This window comes from Lentzea sp. NPDC051213 (assembly GCF_044455585.1).
Lineage (GTDB): Bacteria > Actinomycetota > Actinomycetes > Mycobacteriales > Pseudonocardiaceae > Lentzea.
Map to the genome: position 1 here is coordinate 260,798 of NZ_JBITEX010000001.1, position 19,825 is coordinate 280,622.

12 protein-coding genes are annotated in these 19,825 nt (G+C 68.8%); 4 read left to right on the forward strand and 8 right to left on the reverse strand.

What is annotated here, in order from left to right:
* The first annotated feature begins 49 nt into the window (after positions 1-49).
* On the forward strand, positions 50-862 hold the full coding sequence (locus ACIA8G_RS01270; protein WP_396416239.1) for a hypothetical protein: 813 nt from the start codon (positions 50-52) through the stop codon (positions 860-862).
* Here ACIA8G_RS01270 and ctaD read toward each other — a convergent pair whose 3' ends face one another.
* From ctaD to ACIA8G_RS01295, 5 genes are all read right to left on the reverse strand, one after another.
* Positions 863-2,617 (reverse strand): cytochrome c oxidase subunit I, encoded by a 1,755-nt coding sequence (gene ctaD, locus ACIA8G_RS01275; RefSeq protein WP_396416240.1) that lies wholly within the window; start codon positions 2,615-2,617, stop codon positions 863-865. It lies immediately after the preceding gene.
* Between the two features lie 37 nt (positions 2,618-2,654).
* Positions 2,655-3,980, reverse strand: a complete 1,326-nt coding sequence (locus ACIA8G_RS01280; RefSeq protein ID WP_396416241.1) for an esterase/lipase family protein — start codon at positions 3,978-3,980, stop codon at positions 2,655-2,657.
* The gene (locus ACIA8G_RS01285; protein WP_396416242.1) at positions 3,980-7,879 is read right to left on the reverse strand and encodes a hypothetical protein; all 3,900 of its coding nucleotides are present in this window, start codon (positions 7,877-7,879) and stop codon (positions 3,980-3,982) included. Before ACIA8G_RS01285 ends, ACIA8G_RS01280 begins: the two co-directional genes overlap by 1 nt.
* 58 nt (positions 7,880-7,937) lie before the next feature.
* Positions 7,938-8,717 carry a slipin family protein gene (locus ACIA8G_RS01290; RefSeq protein ID WP_396417292.1) on the reverse strand — a complete coding sequence of 260 codons (780 nt, stop codon included), beginning with the start codon at positions 8,715-8,717 and terminating at the stop codon, positions 7,938-7,940.
* Between the two features lie 209 nt (positions 8,718-8,926).
* Positions 8,927-13,210: a glycoside hydrolase family 2 TIM barrel-domain containing protein gene (locus ACIA8G_RS01295; RefSeq protein WP_396416243.1), complete on the reverse strand. Its 4,284-nt coding sequence runs from the start codon at positions 13,208-13,210 to the stop codon at positions 8,927-8,929.
* Between the two features lie 123 nt (positions 13,211-13,333).
* Between ACIA8G_RS01295 and mshC the strand changes: the two genes are divergently transcribed.
* Positions 13,334-14,572, forward strand: coding sequence for a cysteine--1-D-myo-inosityl 2-amino-2-deoxy-alpha-D-glucopyranoside ligase (mshC, locus tag ACIA8G_RS01300; protein ID WP_396416244.1), 1,239 nt, complete (start codon positions 13,334-13,336; stop codon positions 14,570-14,572).
* Here the strand turns inward: mshC and ACIA8G_RS01305 are convergent.
* On the reverse strand, positions 14,569-14,691 hold the full coding sequence (locus ACIA8G_RS01305) for a hypothetical protein (protein WP_396416245.1): 123 nt from the start codon (positions 14,689-14,691) through the stop codon (positions 14,569-14,571). The genes mshC and ACIA8G_RS01305 overlap by 4 nt on opposite strands.
* Positions 14,692-14,841: 150 nt before the next feature.
* Here ACIA8G_RS01305 and ACIA8G_RS01310 point away from each other — a divergent pair, with 150 nt between their 5' ends.
* Positions 14,842-15,858 (forward strand): hypothetical protein, encoded by a 1,017-nt coding sequence (locus ACIA8G_RS01310; protein ID WP_396416246.1) that lies wholly within the window; start codon positions 14,842-14,844, stop codon positions 15,856-15,858.
* 66 nt (positions 15,859-15,924) lie between these two features.
* Here the strand turns inward: ACIA8G_RS01310 and ACIA8G_RS01315 are convergent, their stop codons facing one another.
* Positions 15,925-17,637, reverse strand: a complete 1,713-nt coding sequence (locus ACIA8G_RS01315) for a S8 family peptidase (RefSeq protein ID WP_396416247.1) — start codon at positions 17,635-17,637, stop codon at positions 15,925-15,927.
* Between the two features lie 497 nt (positions 17,638-18,134).
* Here ACIA8G_RS01315 and ACIA8G_RS01320 point away from each other — a divergent pair, with 497 nt between their 5' ends.
* Complete coding sequence (locus tag ACIA8G_RS01320; RefSeq protein WP_396416248.1) at positions 18,135-19,244, forward strand: S1 family peptidase; 1,110 nt, start codon at positions 18,135-18,137, stop codon at positions 19,242-19,244.
* A 64-nt stretch (positions 19,245-19,308) separates the two neighbouring features.
* On the opposite strand, the gene ACIA8G_RS01325 is transcribed toward ACIA8G_RS01320, so the two are convergent.
* Positions 19,309-19,803: a GbsR/MarR family transcriptional regulator gene (locus ACIA8G_RS01325; protein ID WP_396416249.1), complete on the reverse strand. Its 495-nt coding sequence runs from the start codon at positions 19,801-19,803 to the stop codon at positions 19,309-19,311.
* Positions 19,804-19,825 lie beyond the last annotated feature (22 nt).

Genomic DNA, 19,825 nt, shown 5'->3' on the forward strand with positions numbered 1-19,825 from the left:
ACAATTTTTGGCGCCTGACGAACCAGCGCGGACGATCTAGGTTGGAGAGATGATCAGGACTCTGTTTCGTTCGCTCGAGGCCGTGCACGGAATGATCTACTTCGCCCCCGAGGCCGACACCCGGTACGCGAGCGTCGGGCTCGACCGGCCCGGCGGGTACTTCGCGTCACGGGCGGCGGCGCTGGGGCCGGTCGGGGCCGAAGTCGTCATCTCGACGTTCTACAACTTCAACCCCGCGATCGTGCGGGCGCGCATTCCGCAGGCGTGGGAGAAGGTCACGCCGCAGCGCCTGCTCGAGCTCCGGCTGGAGGCGGCGGACGAGGCGCTGCGCAAGGTGCTGCCGGACGACCTCAAGGAGATCACCGAGCTGGCGAAGCGGGCCGCCGAGCGCTCCAAGGAGATGCTGCACGGCCGCACGTTGTTCGCCGCGCACGCGAGCCTGCCGTGGCCGGACGAGACCCACCTGCAGCTGTTCCACGCCCAGACGTTGCTGCGCGAGTTCCGCGGCGACGGGCACCTCGCGGCGTTGCTGCGGCACAACATCACCGGCATCGAGGCGCTCGTGCTGCACGTCGCGACGGGCGACTACCCGGCCGACGTGTTGCGCAAGACCCGCGCGTGGTCCGAGGAGCAGTGGGCGGCCACGGTCGAGGACCTGCAGCAGCGCGGGCTCGTCGGCGAGGACCAGCTGCTGACGGAGAAGGGGCGCGAGCTGCGGCAAGGCATCGAGGACGACACGGACCACATGGCCGCGCCGGCCTACGACGTGTTGTCGGACCAGGAGAAGCAGCGGTTCGTCGAACTCGCCACGCCGCTGAGCAAGGCCGTCGTCGACGGCGGCCTCATCCCCGGCAGGCGGTAGCTACTCGTCCCGTTCCGTCGAGGCGAGGGCCTTCTCCGTCGCGTCGTCCTTGCCCACCCTGTGCTTTCCGGGATGCGTCAACGAGAAGTGCGCCTCGTCGCGCATCCGTTCGACCATGTGCGGGTAGTGCAGCTCGAAGGCAGGGCGCTCGGAGCGGATCCGCGGCAGCTCCTTGAAGTTGTGCCGCGGCGGGGGAGAGGTCGTGGCCCACTCCAGGGAGTTGCCGTAGCCCCACGGGTCGTCCTGTGGGGCCGGGTCGCCGTAGCGGTAGGACCTGAACACGTTCCACACGAACGGCAGCACGGAGGCGCCGAGCAGGAACGAGCCGATCGTGGAGACGGTGTTCAGCGTCGTGAAGCCGTCGGAGGCGAGGTAGTCGGCGTACCGGCGCGGCATGCCCTCGTTGCCCAGCCAGTGCTGCACGAGGAACGTGCCGTGGAAGCCCAGGAACGTGGTCCAGAAGTGCAGCTTGCCCAGCGGTTCGTTGAGCATCCGCCCGGTCATCTTGGGGAACCAGAAGTAGATGCCCGCGTAGGTGGCGAACACGATCGTGCCGAACAGCACGTAGTGGAAGTGCGCCACCACGAAGTACGTGTCGGACACGTGGAAGTCCACCGGCGGTGACGCCAGCAGGATGCCCGTCAGGCCACCGAAGAGGAACGTGACCAGGAAGCCGACGCTGAACAGCATCGGCGTCTCGAAGGTCAGCTGGCCCCTCCACATCGTGCCGATCCAGTTGAAGAACTTGATCCCCGTCGGCACCGCGATGAGGAACGTCATCAGCGCGAAGAACGGCAGCAGGATCGCGCCCGTGGCGTACATGTGGTGCGCCCACACGGCCACCGAGAGCATCGCGATCGCCAGCGTCGCGAACACCAGGCCCTTGTAACCGAACAACGGTTTTCGGCTGAACACCGGGAAGATCTCGGTCACGATGCCGAAGAACGGCAGGGCGACGATGTAGACCTCGGGATGGCCGAAGAACCAGAACAGGTGCTGCCACAGGATCACCCCGCCATTGGCGGGATCGAACACGTGCGCCCCGAGATGCCGGTCCGCGGCGAGGCCCATCAGCGCGGCGGTGAGGATCGGGAACGCCAGCAGGATCAGGATGGACGTCACCAGGATGTTCCAGGTGAAGACCGGCATCCGGAACATCGTCATGCCCGGCGCCCGCAGGCAGATGACCGTCGTGGTCATGTTGACCGCGCCGAGGATCGTGCCCAGACCGGACACCGCCAGGCCCATGATCCACAGGTCCGCGCCGACACCCGGCGCGTGCACCGCGGAGTTCAGCGGCGCGTAGGCGAACCAGCCGAAGTCCGCCGCGCCGCCCGGCGTGACGAACCCGGCGAGCACGGTGAGCCCGCCGAACAGGTACAGCCAGTACGAGAAGGCGTTCAGGCGCGGGAACGCGACGTCCGGCGAGCCGATCTGCAGCGGCAGGATGTAGTTCGCGAACCCGAAGAGGATCGGCGTCGCGTACAGCAGCAGCATGATCGTGCCGTGCATGGTGAACAGCTGGTTGAACTGCTCGTTCGACAGGTACTGCAGGCCCGGCCGCGCCAGTTCGCCGCGCATCAGCAGCGCCATCACGCCGCCGATCATGAAGAACGCGAACGACGTGGTCAGATACATGATCCCGATCTGTTTGGGATCTGTCGTCTTGAACAACGAGAGGAAGTACGAGCCTTTCGGCCGCGCACGCGCCGCCCCCGGATGGGGCACTACGGGCGTTGGCTTGATAGTCGTCATCGCGCCTCCTCCGTGCAGACGAACATCGTCCTCCCGGTCAGACGTCGGGGCAATCCATGACGAGCGCCGCCGAGGTCACCGGGACCACCGGAGCGCCCACCGAGATGCCGCTGACCTGCACGTAGTAGGCGCCGGGGGCCAATCCGTCGAATTTGATCGACATGGTCTCGGAGATCGCCGGGCTGCGCGATTCGACCTGTTTGCCCTGCTCGTTCAGCAACGCCACCTTCAGCGCCCGCGGCGGGGTGTCCTTCAGCTCGACGGTGACCTCCAGGTCCTCGCCCGCCAGCACCAGGTCGGGCACGATGACCTGCGGTTCCGTCGCCGTGACGTTCCTCGGCACGATGTCGGTCGCGGTCAGGAACGACTCCACCATGTCGAGCACCGCCGAGTTGTCCTGCAACGACGTGTGCTGCTCGGTCACCCGGTGCAGCGTGTTCGACTGCAGGTTGAGGCCACGGCGGGCGCCGCCGACCGCCGGCACGGTCGCGTCCCCGTGCAGCTCCTTGCCCTCGTAGGTCCGGTAGCAGGTCACCTTGCCGCCGGCGATCTTCGCGGTGGTGGCGGTCGGCTGTTTGCCGCCGATGATCGCGTACGTCCGGTCGGCGAACGAGTCGGTCAACGCGCCGTGGAACGCCATCGCGTCCTCGACCATCTTCGTGTCCAGCTCGGGCACCGTGGTCTCGGTCGTCTTGACCAGGCCGTTCGGCGACTCGATGCACGCGTACTCGGGCAGCAGCTGGTGCAGCGACGGCAGCGAGCGCGCGAACTCGGTCAGGTCGATCCCGAACGGCCCGAGCCCCTTGCGCACGCCGTTGACCAGCTGGTCGAGCGCCGACGCCGCGCCGCGGTACGGCGTGCCCATCGTGATCAGCTTGTCGGTGCGCTCGGCCATCCCGCACTGCTCGATGCACCACCGCGCGACCAGCCCGCCCATCGAGTGGCACACGAAGCTGACCTTGGCGTTCGGCCCGATCCGGTCCAGTGCCTCGCCGACGCGCCGAGCCAGGAGAGCTCCGTTGTACCGGTTCGACAGCCGCCAGTCGTAGGCGAACGGCAGCAGGGTGCCCTTCTCGGTGGTGTAGCCGAGCGAGATCAGTTTCCGGGTCACCCGGTCGTAGCCCTTCAACGGCGTCCAGATCCCGGGGATGACGTGCAGGTCGGACATCAACGCCACCGGCTCGACGCCGTCGCCGGGGTGCTCGTCGCCGATGCCGGAGGGCAGCTTCAGCCGTTTCAGGGTGCCGCCCAGCGACAGCACCGCCCGCAACGCCGCCTTGCCGGACACCTCCCACACCATGCCGTCCTTGTCGCGCAACGTGCTGCCGAGAATGCCCGGCAGGACGACGACGAGATCACTCATCAGGACTCCTCGGCGAGCGTGCGGATGAGGGTGAGCAGCTTCGGGTTCGCGGGCACCAGGTAGGTCAGCTCGTGGATCCACGCCAGGCGCTCGTCCAGCACGGGCAGCGCCAGCCGCTCGTCGCCGGCCAGCGTCCGTGCCACCGCCTTGTAGAGCGCGGCCAGCGGGTGCGGCTCCAGCGCCGTCACGGCCTGGATGAGGGCCTGCGGTGACGTGCTCGCCGTCAGCCCGCGCAGGACGTCCGTGGTGAGCGACGGGTCGGCCTGGGCGTCCAGCACCAGGTCGAGCACGTCGGTGTCCTCGTCGGCCAGCAGCAGCATCGCGTGCACGGGCCGGACGTCCCGGACGTTCTTCAGGACTTCCTTGTCCAGCAACTCTTCCCGCCGGGAAGCGAGCAGTTCGCGGCGGCGGGCGGGGGTGGCGTCGACGAACTCGTCGGCGAGGCTCGCGAGCAGCCACGGCCGGTACGCGTGCTGGACGCCCTGCGCCTGCGCGGTCGTGCGGCGCGACTGGATGACCTGGGCCTCGATCAGGCTGGTGCCGTACAGCGCCTCGGTGACCGCGACGTCGGCGTCCGTCGAGAGAAGTTCGGGGTGTTCGAGCAGGATCGCGCGCTCTTCGACGTACGAGCGCGCGAACACCCACCTGCGCGCGGTCGCGAGCAGCGTGCGGTCGACGGTCAGCCAGTCCGGCGTGGTGTCCCACGGCCACGGGCGGCCGGAATCCCAGTGCCTGCGGGCGATCTCGTGCACGTCGTGGATCGCCTGCCAGGCCTGCCCGACCTGCGTCAGCGCCTGGCACAGCCACTTCGCCGCCACCGGATCGCCCGCCTCGACGGCCGCCGCGCGCAGCATCAGCAACGTCGCCCGCTGCGGGCCGGTGAACCTGTCGACGACCCGGTCCCACGTCTCGTCCACGATCTCCGGCCGATGCAGGCCCGCGCAGACCACGTCGAGCGTGAACAAGGTCGCCGCGAGCGTGGAGAGCCGGTGTTCGTGTTCGGGCAGCAGACAGACCTCGATGGCCCGCAGCCCGGTCGCGAGGGCGTCCTCGAGCTTGCCCGCGTCGCGCTGGCGGCGCATCAGGTTGTGCAACGCCAGCCCGTGCACCCGCAGCCCGTCCGCGAGTTCGGCGGCCTGCCGTGCCGTGTTCAGCGCCGCGTCCGTGTGGTCGACCATGCTGTACGCGACGCTCAGGCTCAGCGCCGCGTCCGCGAGCTGGGGCCCGAACGCCGCGTGCCGCTCGAGCGTGCCGCTGATCCCGGCCGCCTGCTGGGTGATCAGGTCGGCCTCGGCAAGCCTGCCCAGGGCCAGGTAGTCGCGGCTCAGCTCGACCTGCGCGCTCACCAGGTTCGCCAGGAACACCGGGTTCGTCTGCGCGAGCTGGTAGTACAGCTCGACGGCCTGCTTCGAGCGTTGCATGGCCTCGTAGCGCCGCCCGGTCTCGCAACACCGGGCCGCGAGGCACATCAACGCGCGGGCCAGCGGGGCCTCGGCCTGGACCGCGGCCACGGCGTCGCGTGCGGTGGAGAGCGCCTCGTGGCGGCGGCCGAGCATCGCGTACAGCTCGCTGAGGTCGGCCAGCGCGCCGCTCAGGTGGGCCGCGTACGTCCGGTTGTCGCCCTCGTGCGTGGTCGTCTTGGCAATGCGTTGCGCGAGTCGTTTGTGGGTAAGGGTTTCCGCCTTCGTCGGCGTCGCGGCGACCAGTTCCCGGTACCGGACGACGGACTCCTCGGCCGGTGCCACGGCCTGCTGCAGCCGCCCGGCCTCGCGGAACCGCTGGCCGAGCTTGTTGAGCACATCAGCCAGGTCTGCCAGGTACATCCGGGTGGTCGGCACCAGCACGCGGAAGTTCGCGGCTGCCTCTTCGAGCGGCGAGATGGCGTCGTCACCGCGGCCCCAGTGCGTCAGCTCGTTCGCCGTCGTCGTCGCCGCGAGCGCGACGTCCGGCAGCAGCATCGCGTTCATCTCCGCGAGGGCGCGCAGGCCGACCAGCGCCTTCTCGCCCGCGTGCCCGCAGTGCCGCCACGCGTACTTCCACAGGTAGCCCGGCACGTCCGGCGGCACGCCCGCCTCCATGCGCTCCCGGTACAGCTTGATCAACGCACAGGCCACCTTCTCCGCGTCCGGCGCGAAGACCGCGGCCCGGCTCGGTGTGAACTGCGGCCGCAGGTGGTCGGCGAACGTCTGGTGCGTCAGCTTGAAGACGGCGGTGCCCTCCTCGCCGTCCTGCACGATGTGGCGGCCGAGCTCGGTGAGCACCGCGGTGATCTCGTCACGGCCGAACCTGGTGCCGGACAACGCCTCCGCCACCGCGATCCACTCGGCCTCGGGGAACCCCGCGCCGAAGCTCCACGTCAGCGCGGTCAGCAGCGGTCGTGCGGCGGGCACCTTGTCCAGCTCGCGGTCGAACGCCGCGCTCAGCGACAGCTCGACGTCCCCGCCACCGTTGGTGAGCACCTGGTCGGTGATCATCCACGCGGTCAGGAACGGCAGCTTCGCCAGTTCGTCCACAGTGGACGCAGGCACGCGGGAACCCAGCCGTGCCGTCACGTAACCGCGGACGTCCGCCTCGCAGTCGCCCTGGTCGAGGTCCAGGGTCTCCACCGGTGCCAGCTCGGTCAGCAGCGGCGCGCCGCCGGCGGCACGGTGCGCCTGCCGCGTGGACACGATCACGACGGCGTAGTTCGCGAGCTTGGTCAGCAGCGAAGTGGCGATCGAGAACGACTCACCGCGCGCCTCGTCCAGGCCGTCCACGACGAGTACGGGTGGTGTGGTCAGCGCGCTGACCGCGCCGACCAGCTCGGCGGCACCCCGGCGTGGCCCTTCGGGCTCCGGGATCAGACCGGCGACGACCATCTGGCGGCTGAGCAGGTCGGCGACCCGGTCGGCGTCCATCGCGCGGGCGTGCACGGCCGCGGCGACCGAGCCGGGGCCGGGATCGCCGTGGTGGAACGGCGGGCCGGCGGTGAGCAGCAGGTCCCGCTCCGCCTCGTTGGACAGGCTCACGACCCGGCCGACGATCGCGGACTTGCCGGTGCCGGGCGAGCCGGTGACCACGCGCAGGCCGGGCTTGTCCGACCTGATCCAGCCGACCACCTGGTCGACCTGGGAGGTGCGGCCGTTGAACCACGACCGGTTGTCCGGTGAGTCGCCACCGCGCGCGGCGAGGAGCAGGTGCTTCACGACGGTGTGCGGCGCGTGCAGCGGGTTCGGCAGCATCGGCGTCGGGGACCCGACCTGCATGAACCGCGGCCGTTGCACCTCGCTGTCCCAGGCGTTGAGCAGCGCGATCCCGACCGCGCCACCATCGACCAGAGGGGTGCGGTCGCTCCAGCGGAGGGAGTCCTCCTCGGCGATCGGCCCCGTGCGCAGCAGCTTGCGGAGTTTGCCGCCGAACAGGCCGTCACGAGCCGTTTCGACGCTGGAGCACGACACCAGCACGCCCGCCCAGTGCACCTGGCCCGCCAGCAGCTCGTCCTGGATCGCCGCGACCGTGCGCACGGCCTCGTCGAGCTGAGCGCCCGAGTAGCAGGCGTCGATGATGATCAGCACCTGGTGCGCGCCCGACGCGGCACACCACAACGCGAAGTCGTGCAGCATGATGCCGTCGACGACGCCCTTGCTGTTCCTGGCCAGGAGCCTGAGGTTGCCCGCGACGGGGATGGCGTGCCCGCTCCACAACGCCACCAGCGCGCCGCCGTCCTGCGGCGTGTCGCTCAGCGCGAGCATGTGGGCCCGGATCTCGGCCTCGGTCGGGTCGGTGAGCGGTTCGCCCTCGTAGCCCTTGAGCAGCGCACGGAGCTCCAGCACGTCGCTCACGGCGTGCTGCAGCGGCTGCACCAGCTCGTACGAGCCGACGCCGATGCCGACGAACCTGCCTCTGACCCTCTCGTGCATGCGTCACTACCCCCTGTCCAGACGTCGTTCTGGGGGAAGCGGCGTTACGCCGGTTAACTCACTCGGACGAATCCTTGGGTAGCTCCAGGCTGGTGTTCTTCTCGAGAAACCTCAGGAGCTCCACCGGGAACGGCAGCACCAGGGTGGAGTTCTTCTCCGCGGCCACCTCGACGATGGTTTGGAGCAGCCGGAGCTGGAGCGCGCCGGGCGTCGCCTCCATGGTTCCGGCGGCCTCGGAGAGCTTCTTGGACGCCTGCAGCTCGCCGTCCGCGGTGATGATGCGAGCTCGCCGTTCGCGTTCGGCCTCGGCCTGCCGCGACATCGAGCGCTTCATGCTTTCGGGGAGCGCCACGTCCTTGATCTCGACGCGGTCGATGTCGATGCCCCACGCCAGCGCGGGCGTGTCGATCATCAGCTCGAGCCCCTGGTTGAGCCGCTCGCGGTTGGACAGCAGGTCGTCCAGCTCGCTCTTGCCGATGATCGACCGCAACGACGTCTGCGCCACCTGCAACATCGCGAATCGGTAGTCCTCGACGTTGATGACGGCCTTCGCCGGGTCCTGCACCTTGAAGTACACGACGGCATCCACGCGCACGGTCACGTTGTCGCGGGTGATGCCGTCCTGAGCGGGCACGGGCAGGGTGACGATCTGCAGGTTGACCTTCCGGAGTTGGTCCACTCCGGGGATCAGCATCGTCAGCCCTGGCCCGCGCACGCCCTGCTGGAGCTTGCCGAACCGGAACACCAGTCCCTGTTCGAACTGTTTGATCACTCTGGCGCTCATCGCGGCGCCCAGACCGCCGAGCGCGATCAGCCCGCCGAGGATTTCGAAGAAGATCATGAGACCCCGCCCTTCTCCGGCGAATGCCCTTGATCTCCAACGGTACGCCCACGCGGGGTGACCACTAACCTTTGCCGCGTCTTTCGCCCCTCGGACGGGCGCATCACGGTGCCGGCCCCCGCCCCCCATATCGGTCATATGGGGGGCGGGGGCCGGTGCCGTCAGGTGTCCTGCTGAGCGGTGAAAGACGCGGTGAAGGATTGTGGTCACCCCGCGTTGCAGCTCAGGACTGGGTTTGCCCAGTCTGAGTGATCCCAGGCGTTGCCGTCACCTCCGTCTGTGACTCGGAACGTCACCACTGTTGCTCCAGACGTGTCCACCGTGATCGGCACGGCCGCGCTTTGTCCTGTCAGCACAGGGCTTTGGTAGACGGACTGGCCGTCCTTCAGCACCTCGAACCGGACGCTGCCGCTGCCGTTCGTCTCGTCGTCGACACCGATCGTGGCGGTCAGCGCCCGGCACTTCCCGCCGGTGTAGACGGCGAACTCCGAATCGGCGTGCACACCGAGGCCCTTGTCGAACTTGGCGCCACGCAGACTGATCTGGTTGCCGTCACCACCTTGGTTCTCGCCGTTGCTGCGGTCGCGTTCGATCGGGCCCCAGCCGTTGCTGTCGCTGAGGAACTCCAGCGCCGACACCGCGGCCTCTCCGCGCGGCGCGGGCGGGGTGGCCGTGAAGTCGCGGGTCAGCGACGTCGTGGCCTTGCCCGCGGTGACCTGGACGAACACCGGCCGGGTGCCGGTCTGCCCACCGTCGCGCTTGATCGTCACCTTCGCGGAGCCGCCGGTGAGGTCGACGGTCTCGGGCGTGACCGACCAGTTCTCCGGCGCGGTCAGGCGGGCGGTGATCGGGCCGGGGCACGGCTCGGTCACCACCAGTTCGGCCTCGACCTGCTCGCCAGGTTCCAGAGCGGTGTCCGCGGCCTTCAGCTCGACCTCGGGAGCGCAGTCCACCCGGCTGCCGAGCTTGCCCGTCGCGGCCTCCGCCGGCGTGAGCGGGCGCAGCAGCACTGAGTACGCGTACTCGTTGCCCGCCTCCACCTGGTACTGCGGCAACGGCTCGTGGAACGTCTCGCTGACGCCCGTCACCCGATGGGACGCGTGCAGGGTGGTCCAGCCGTCGTTCTTCTTGAGCGCGAACGGGTACGGCGCCCGGTCCAGGTCGTCGTAGCGTGACACCCGCACGTCCAGGTCACCCGCGACGAGCAGGCCCGCCTTGCCGTTGGACAGCGTCGCCCAGCGGGTGTCCGCGTGGTTGCCGAAGTCCTGCGGCTTGTAGTAGTCGTTGAACTCCTTGTCCACAGTGGACTGGTAGACGCCGACCGGGTTGCCGGCCTTGCGGTCGTCGTAGTTCTCGCCGGGACCGCGGCCGTACCAGGTGAACTTCTGGTAGTTGTCCGGCACCTTGAGCGTGAAACCGATGCCGGGCAGGTACGAGAGGTCGCGCATGCGGTCCTTCGCGGCGACCCGGTGGCCGACGTGGATCTCGCCGTCACCGGTGACCCGGTAGGTGAAGGTCTGGCCGAACGACGCGTTCTGCACCGCCTGCGCGGTCGATTTGGCCGTGATCACCGTGTCCGCGCCGTTCTGGGTGACCGTGACGCTCGACGGCGTGGTCTTGAGCCGGTCGAGGCCGTTGCGGTACCAGGAGTTGTCCTCGCTCATGAACTCGTTGGACAGCGGTGCCCGCCACGCGTCCAGCTCCGGGCCGGTCTTCAGCAGCTCGGTGCCGCGCACCCGCATCGAGGTGAGCGTGCCGGAAGCCTTGCTGACCACGTACCGGAAGTCCTTGCCGGACACCACGATCTCGTCGGCGCTCTCGGTGGTCGCCAGCTTGCCGTTCACCCCGGGCACGTGCAGGCCGGCGATCTGGGTGCCGCCCAGTGAGAACTGGCCGATGCCGACGTCGTTGCCCTGCCGGTCCGTGGCTCGGACGGTCAGCCAGCGTTCGGTCGGCGCCCTGAAGTCCGGCAGCGTGATCGTGCCGGGCTGGAGCTTGCCGCGGTGCTGGGCGATCGTGCGGCCGTTGTCCTGGACCTGCCAGCGCAGTTCCAGGTCGTCGGTGCCGGTGAACTGGCGTTCGCTGACGGTCGTGAGCTTGTTGTCCGCGAAGGAGAACCGGATGGGGGAGTGGACCGCCATCAGCTCGGTGGTCTCCGGCTGCGGCCTGCGATCGGCCCACACCACGCCGTCGACGCCGCCGGTGCCCGCGCCGTAGGACTCCTTGCGGCCCTTGTCCTCCAGCTTCTCGAAGTCGAGCGCCAGCACGGCGCTCTGCTTCGGGTCGGCCGCGAGTTCCGCGTCGGTCAGGGCCCGGTGGTAGATCCGGGCCTGGTCGATCGTGCCGTGTGCGGTCCGGGTGTTCATGTTCTCCTGCATGGTCTCGGCGTTGCGGCCGAGGTTGACCGGCCAGTGCGACCGGTCGATCGTGCCGGTGTAGGCGGTGGTCCCGACCTCCTTGCCGTCGATCAGCAGGCGCAGCCTGGTGCCGTCGAACGTGCCCGTGACGCGGTGCCAGTTGCCGTAGAAGTCGGCGGGGACCGCGGCGGTGACCGTGCGCCAGGTGCCGCCGCCGTAGATGAAGAACTCCAGGGTGGTCCGGTTCGCCATCTTCAGCGCGTACTGGCGGTTGCCCTTCGAGATGACGGTGAAGTCACCGGTCCACTCGGCGGGCTTGACCCACGCGTCGAGTGTGAGGCCGGTGCTCACCTCGTCGAGCTTGCGGTCGCGGTAGACCTCCACGAAGTCGTCGAGTCCGCTCAGCTCCAGGGCCTTGCCCTTCGGTCCGTCCACATGCGACGGTTTGCCGGACAGCCAGGTCATGATCCCGCTGGCGTCGTCCGGGGTCGTGAAGAGCGGCAGAGCGATGTTCTGCTCGGCCCAGTCCCAGATGAAGCCGCCCTGCACCTGCGGATAGGCGCGCACGACGTCCCAGAACTCCTTGAAGTTGCCGAGACTGTTGCCCATCGCGTGCGCGTACTCGCCCATGATGATCGGCTTGGTGGTCGTCTTCGCCTTGGCCTCCAGGCTCGCCGGCGAGGGGTAGCGGGGACCCCAGACGTCCGCGTACGGCGCGTCGCCGTCCGGCCCGTTGGGCTGGTGGTACAGCGGGCGGGTGTCGTTCTTCTTGGCGTAGTCGGCCATCGTGTAGTGCGCCTTGCCGAGGCCGGCCTCGTTGCCGGTGTCCCACATGATCACGCTCGGGTGGTTCTTGTCCCGCTGCATCATGTCGACGAACCGGTTCTGGAACGCGTCCTGCCACTCCGGGCGCTCGGCCAGGCAGTTGTTCGGGCAGCTGTCGTGGTGGTGGGTCTCGATGTCGACCTCGTCGGCGATCATCAGACCGTTGCGGTCCGCGAGCTCGTAGAAGTACGGGTCGCTGGGGTAGTGCGAGGTGCGCACCGCGTTGATGTTGAACTGCTTCATCAACTGGACGTCTTTTTCCTGGTCAGCACGGGTGACGTACCTGCTGCCGTGGGTCGACGTCTCCGCGCGGTTGGTGCCGCGGAACAGCACGCGCTTGCCGTTGATCTTCAGCTGCTTGTCGATGATCTCGATCTTGCGGAACCCGACCGGCTGCCTGCCGGTCTGGATCACGCGGCCGTCCTTGATCAGCTCGATGCGGAGCTCGTAGACGTTCGGTGTCTCGTCGGTCCACTTCAGCGGGTTCGCGACGGTGCCGTTCTGGACGGGAACCTCACGGCCCTGCGGGTCGAAAAGCCTGGTCCGGACCGTGTGGCCGGCCTGCGTGCCGCCGATGACGACGTCGGTCTTGATCGTGGCGTCGCGGTACTGGGCGTCCAGGTCGGTCTTGATCGTGACGTCCTTCAGGAACGTCTTGGGCGTCGAGTAGAGCCAGACGTCGCGGAAGATGCCGGAGAACCGCCACTGGTCGTAGTCCTCCAGGTGGGAGCCGGAGCCCCAGCGGTGGACCTGGACCCTCAGGGTGTTGCGGCCGGCCTTGAGCTTGCTCGTGATGTCGAACTCGGCGGGCGTGTAGCCGCCCTGGTCGTAACCGACGTAGGTGTCGTTGACCCAGACGAAGTATCCGCTGGTCACGCCCTCGAAGCGGAGCAGCGTGCGGTCCCAGTTCGCGGGGAGGGTGAACGCCTTCTCGTACACGCCGGTGGGGTTGACGTCGTGCGGGACGTTCGGCGGGTTGTCCGGGTACATCTCGGTCGGGATGTTGCGGAACATCGGGTGGTCGAGGAAGTCCGTCTGCCACGTGTGCGGCACCTGGACCGTCCGCCAGCCATCCGGGGTGGGCTTGACGTCCTGCGGCTTGTCGAACATCCGGATGCGCCACTCGCCGTTGAGGCTGAGTCTGCGTTCCGGCTTGAGGTCGGGGTGAGGCGCCTCCTGGCCTTCCCCGGTCATCCGGGGGTTCTCCAGGTACGCCAGGGCATCCAGGTTCTGCGCTGCGGCGGCTTGCGAGGCGGTTGCGGGGGACAGTGACAGGGCTATCAACGTGGCAACTACGACACGAAGCATGTCTCGGGACGCTAGGGAGGCCATGACAACGTCGTCAACGGTCTTCGACGATTCTGTCCTGGCGGGTCATCCCAGCTGGCGGAAAGTGCACTCCGTCCGGAGGTACGCGTTAGTGTCGGACGCATGCAGACCTGGTCATCCATTCCTGTGCCGCGGGTTCCGGGGGACCCCCGCCCGCTGCGGCTGTTCGACACGGCTACGGGCGAGGTTCGCCCCACGGCTCCAGGAGACACCGCCAGGTTGTACGTCTGCGGCATCACACCGTACGACGCGACGCACCTCGGCCACGCCGCCACCTACCTGGCGTTCGACCTCGTGCACCGGATCTGGCTCGACAACGGCCACAACGTGCACTACGTCCAGAACGTCACCGACGTCGACGACCCGCTGCTCGAACGCGCCATCCGCGACCAGGACGACTGGGAGGTGCTCGCCATGCGCGAGACCGCCCTCTTCCGCGAGGACATGGAAGCTCTGCGCGTGCTACCGCCGCAGGACTACGTCGGTGTCGTCGAGGCCGTTCCGGAGATCATCGAGGTCGTCGCCAAGCTGCTGAGCGCCGGCGTCGCCTACCGCGTCGAGGACGACGAGTACCCGGACATCTACTTCGAGCACAACGCCACCGGCCGCTTCGGCTACGAGTCGAACTACTCCGCCGAGAAGATGCTCGGGCTGTTCGCCGAACGCGGCGGCGACCCGGACCGCCCTGGCAAGCGCCACCCGCTCGACGCCCTGCTGTGGCGCATGAAGCGGCCCGGCGAACCGTCGTGGCCGTCCGAACTGGGCGAGGGCCGCCCCGGCTGGCACGTCGAATGCTCCGCTATCGCCCACAACCGCCTCGGCGTCGGCTTCGACGTCCAGGGCGGCGGCTCCGACCTGATCTTCCCGCACCACGAGTACTCCGCCGCGCACGCCGAGGCCCAGACCGGCCAGCACCCGTTCGCCCGCCACTACGTGCACGCGGGAATGATCGGCTTGGACGGCGAGAAGATGTCGAAGTCGCGCGGCAACCTCGTCTTCGTCTCCAAGCTGCGTTGCCAGAAGGTCGACCCGAACGCGATCAGGCTGGCTCTGTTGTCCGGCCACTACCGCGCCGACCGCCCCTGGACCCAGTCGCTGCTGGACGAGGCGCTGGAGCGGCTGGCGAAGTGGCGCAAGGCGGCCAACCTGGACTCCGGTCCGTCCGGTGCGGACACGGTGACGCGCCTGCGTGACCACCTGGGCAACGACCTCGACACGCCCAAGGCGCTGGCTGCGATCGATGCTTGGGCGGATGAGGCGCTGTCCACAGGTGGGTCGGACTCGCACGGGCCGGATCAGATCAGCGTCGCGGTCGACGCCCTGCTGGGCGTGGCGCTCTAAAGCCAGCCGGTGGCGGCACGGGGTTCCAGTGCCGCCACCAACGCCTGGTGCGGGCCCGGCCGGACGAGGGCCAGCGCGGCGGCTTCCGCGCCGGAGCGGTCTGCGTACTTGCCGGCCACCGTCCGGCCCGCGTAGTGGATGGTCTTCGTCTTCTCCCAGGCCTCAGCCGCGGTGAACCCGGAGATCGTTGAAGTCGTCGTTGTGCACGACGACCTGCCATCTGCCCCCAGAACTCACTGGCGAAGCATGAGTCCTGCGATCCTGGGCACGTGATGGAGGCGGCACGGCGCGATCTGGCGCGCATGCGGGAATCGGAAGAGGCGTGGCAGGAGCTGCGCTACCAGCCCACCCCGGACACGAGCGACGCGAACGAGGTGCGGCGCGCGAAGGTCCTGTGGGCGCTGCAGTACGACCGCCAGGCCGGGGATCTGCCCCTCCTGCGCTACCTGGCTGAGCAGGAGGCGCGGTACCGCAGCGAGGAGCAGGGGCTGGGTGAGGCGGCGGAGCTGGCCGGGTTCCTGCTCGCCGGGCACCGGCAGCCCGAGGACGTGTGGCGGCACCACGCGATCAAGCGGGCCAACTTCGACGCCGGGTGTGCCTACGACGTGGAGCACCTCTTCGCGGCCGGAGTGCAGGCCACGCTCGACCACGTCCGCGCCAGCGACCACCCCGACCGCGACGACGTGCTGGAGATGCTGCGGAGCCACGACCTGGACGACGAGGATCTGGCGGAGTGGTGGGAGCACCGGTGCGAGTACTTCCCCGCTGATCCGGCCGACGAGGACGCGCTGACCCTGGTGGAACGCGCGACGCTGGCGGGGGAGAAGGAGCTCGCCCGCGCGGAGCTGGACCGGTGGTTGCAGGACCGCGAGCGGGACGAGGCCACGCTGGACCTGCTCCGCTTCCACCTGATCGAACTGGGCGAGCTCGCGGAGGCGGCACAGGTCGCGCGGGAGGGGCTCGCGTTCGTGAGCGGGGACCGCGCGATGGCGTTGCAGCGGCTGGCCAGTCTCGAACGCCGGTCGGGGAACCACCGCGCCGCTTGGGAGGCTCTGCGCGAGTGCCCGCGTGAGCCGGTCAGCAGCGGCGGGTTCGTGCGCGAGCTCTTCTTCCTGGCCCGGCGGGCGGAACAGGAGCTGGCGCGGGAGGTGTTCGCCGAGGCGGACCGGCAGGCGCGTGACGTGCCCAGGCTGCCTCCGGTGGTGCTGCGAGCAGCTGTCGAAGCCGCGGACAGGATCGGGGACCAGGCCGCGGCGGAGTACTACCGGGAGCTGCTCGACCGGTGAAGGAAACCGCCCCCGAGGCGGAAGCACCGGGGGCGGTCTCGTGTTCAGGAACTACAGCCGATCAACTCAGACGTCGAGCGTCCAGTTGTTCAGCGTGCCGCTGTCGAGGAACGCGGCGTCACGCACTCGCAGCGTCCACGTACCGTTCGCCACCTCGGAGGAGAGGTTGCGGGCGTACGTCTCGTTGATGTTGTCCGCCGAGCCGCCGGTGCGGTTGTGCAGGTTGTAGACCGTGCCGTCCGGCGCGATCAGGTCCACCACGAGGTCGCCCTTGTAGGTGTGCGTGATCGAGACCTTGATGGACGCCGTGGCCGACGCGTTGCCCGCACAGCCCGCGATCGCGATGGTGCTCGTCACGGTCTGCTGGTCCGGGATCGCGACCGGGGTGGAGTTGGTCTTGGCGTCACAGCCGCCACCAACCGCGTTCACGACCCACGAGAACGTGGCCGTGCCGGTCTTGTTCGCCGAGTCGGTCACCGTGGCCGTCACGGTGGAGGTGCCCGCCGTGGTCGGCGTGCCGGAGATCGCGCCGGAGGCGGACGCCGACAGGCCGGCCGGGAGGCCGCTCACGGACCACGTGTACGGCGCGGTGCCGCCGGTGGCCGCGAGCTGCAACGACGCCGGGGAACCGACCGTGGAGGTCTGGGTACCGGGGTTCGTCACCGAGGGGTTGCCCGGCTGCACGCCACCGAAGAGCGTGTAGAGGAGCTTGTTCGGCGTGTTCGCGCCGACGTTGGTGATCTTGTTGGGAGTGGAGGCGGCGTTCAGGCCGTTCCACACCGCGGCCGGGCTGTCGGTCGGGTGCGTGGCGAGCCACAGGGCCGCTGCGCCCGCGACGTGCGGGGTGGCCATCGACGTACCGGAGATGTTGTTCGTCGCGGTGTCGTTGGTGTTCCACGACGACACGATGTTCTGACCCGGTGCGTAGATGTCCGTGCAGGAGCCGAAGTTGGAGAACGAGGCGCGCGCGTCGGTGTTGGTCGACGCGTTGACGGTGATCGCCTCGGTGACGCGTGCAGGCGAGGTGCTGCAGGCGTCGGTGTTCGAGTTGCCGGACGCGATGGCGTAGGTGACGCCGGACGCGATGGAGCGGCGCACGGCCGCGTCCAGGGTGGCGTCCGCGCCGCCGCCGAGCGACATGTTGGCGACAGCGGGCTTGACCGCGTTCGCCGTCACCCAGTCGATGCCGCCGACGACGCCGGCGGTCGTGCCGGAGCCGGCGCAGTTCAGCACCTTGACGGCGACGACCTTGGCGGCCTTCGCGAGGCCGTACTGCGAGCCCGCGACGGTGCCGGCCACGTGCGTGCCGTGGCCGTTGCAGTCGCTGTTGTTGCCGTCACCGGAGGTGTTGGTGCCCCACGTCGCGCGGCTCGGCGAGCCGAACGTGGAGTGCGTGGTGCGCACGCCGGTGTCGATGATGTACGCCGTCACGTTCGACGCGGTGGTGTCGTACTGGTAGCTGTTGCTCAGCGGCATGTCGCGCTGGTCAACGCGGTCCAGACCCCACGACGGCGGGTTCTGCTGGACGTCCAGCATGTGCACCTGGGCGTCCTGCTGGACGAACGCGACCTTCGGGTCCCCGGCGAGACGCTCGGCCTGCTTGGCCGTCATCTTCACCGAGAAGCCGTTGAGCGCGTGCTGCCAGATCTGACCGACCTGGCCGCCGTACTTGCTCGCCAAGCCCGGTGCGGCGGCCCTCGACGCCGTGTCGGCCTTCAGCGAGACGATGTAGCTGTCCTTCACGACGTCGACGCGGTCGGCGCCGAGAATCGTCCCCACGTTTTCTTGAGCAGATGCGGCGGGTACCACAGCGGCGGCCAGACATACGGCAGCGGCGGCGGCGAGTCCCGTACCCAAGACTCTTCGCATGGCAGGGTTCTCCCTCGTGCAGGGAACAGGGTGTCTGCACGCTAGCCCTAAACCGCAGGTCAGAGGGATACGCCGTCGAGTGCGAACTGTTGACAGATTTGACAATTCACGTGAACGCGAACGATAGCTCTGCGTCACGGAAATAGGCTGAGAGAACGTATTTGGATTGCCTATACCAACCCGAATGCCGATCTTCCACCCCTCGATCGGCCCTACCGTCCGGTAGGCAGCACAACATAGCGTCCCCCAGACGGAGGAACGACCTGATCGGGCAGGTCGGCCGCCTGGGGACGCCATTGCTTCCGGTGTCGTGCGAGCTGTGTTGCAGCACAGCTGATCCCCTCATCGCGGTTGCCCGGTCCGGCGTTACATCCGGCCCTGCAAATCGAAAATGAGGAGAAGTGCCTATGAAGCGCATGGCTGTCGCGGCAGTGGCGGTGCTGGCCGGTGCTCTCGCGACGACGGTCTCCCCTGCCGCCGTCGCCGCCCCGGAACCATCAGCGGACCTGCTCGCCGCGATGCAGCGCGACCTCGGACTGGACGCCCGGCAGGCGGCGGATCGGCTGCGCCAGGAGAGTGCGGCGGCGGTCCTGCAGCACGTCGCGAAGGGCTTCGCCGGTGACGAATTCGGTGGCGCGTGGTTCGACGCGTCGCTCGGCAAGCTCGTCGTCGGTGTGACGGAGGGTGTGGACGGCGTCAAGGCCGACCGCATCAAGCGGCTCGGTGCGGAGCCCAAGACCGTCGCCAACAAGCAGAAGGACCTCGACGCGGCCAAGGCCAGGCTCGACGCCGAGAAGGCGCCTGCCGGCGTCACCGGCTGGTTCGTCGACCCGGTGGCCAACGCCGTCACGATCACCGTCAAGCGTGGTCAGGCCGAGGTCGCCAAGGTGTTCACCGAGAAGGCGGGCACCCTCGCGAAGGTCGTCGAGACCGACGAGGCACCCCAGCTGTTCAAGGACATCCGGGGCGGCGACGCGTTCTACATCAACAACGCCGGCCGTTGCTCGGTCGGGTTCGCGGTCGAGGGCGGGTTCGTGACCGCCGGGCACTGCGGGTCCCCAGGTGACAAGGTGGCGGGCGTCGACCGCACCGACCTCGGCGCGTTCGAGGACTCGTCCTTCCCCGGCAACGACTACGGCTGGGTCAAGGCCAACTCGGCGTGGACGCCCACGGCCAAGGTGAACCACTACGGCGGCGCTGACGTCGTCGTCTCCGGTCACACCGAGGCCGCGGTCGGCGCGTCGATCTGCCGCTCCGGCTCGACCACGGGCTGGCACTGCGGCACCGTCTCGGCCAAGAACCAGACGGTGAACTACCAGGAGGGCTCGGTCAGCGGCCTGACGCGCACCGACGTGTGCGCGGAGCCCGGTGACTCGGGTGGCTCGTGGGTCAGCGGCACGCAGGCGCAGGGCGTCACCTCGGGTGGCTCCGGCAACTGCACCAGCGGCGGCACGACCTACTTCCAGCCGGTCAACGAGATCCTCTCCACCTACAGCCTGACGCTCGTCACGGGCTGAAACTAAATGCCATGAGGGTGACCTTCATGGACCTCAGGTCCATGAAGGTCACCCTCATGGCGCTTCAGGAGCGTTCGGTCAGCCACTGCTCGCGGTGGACGCGCCACCGGTCGAGCAGCGTCCCGAGTTCCTGGTGGCAGAACCGGAAGAACTCGCGGGTCTCGTCCAGCCGCAGCCCCGCCTCGGTGTCGTGGCCGAGCGCCTCGACGCCCTCCGCGAGCACCTCGTCGATCATCAGCAGCATCTGGTCCTTGCGGAACGTCGCCTCGTACCAGACGTTGTCGCGCATCCGGTAGACGTCCCGGCGAGATCCCGGCTCCCGTTCCCGCGTGACGATCTGGACCGTCGTGAGGTAGCGCACCGCGCCCGACACCGCCGCTGGACTGATCTGCAGCAGGTCGGCGATCTCGGCCGCGGTGAGGCGCCCGGAGTCCGTTGTCAACAACGCCGCGAGGATGCGTGCCGGCATGCGCGCCATGCCGGTGTCCGCCAGAATCCCGCCGAACCGTTCGACGAACTGGCTCACCGCCTGCTGGTCACGCTCGGTAGCTCTGGTCACCGCGGCATCATCCCCTTCCGTC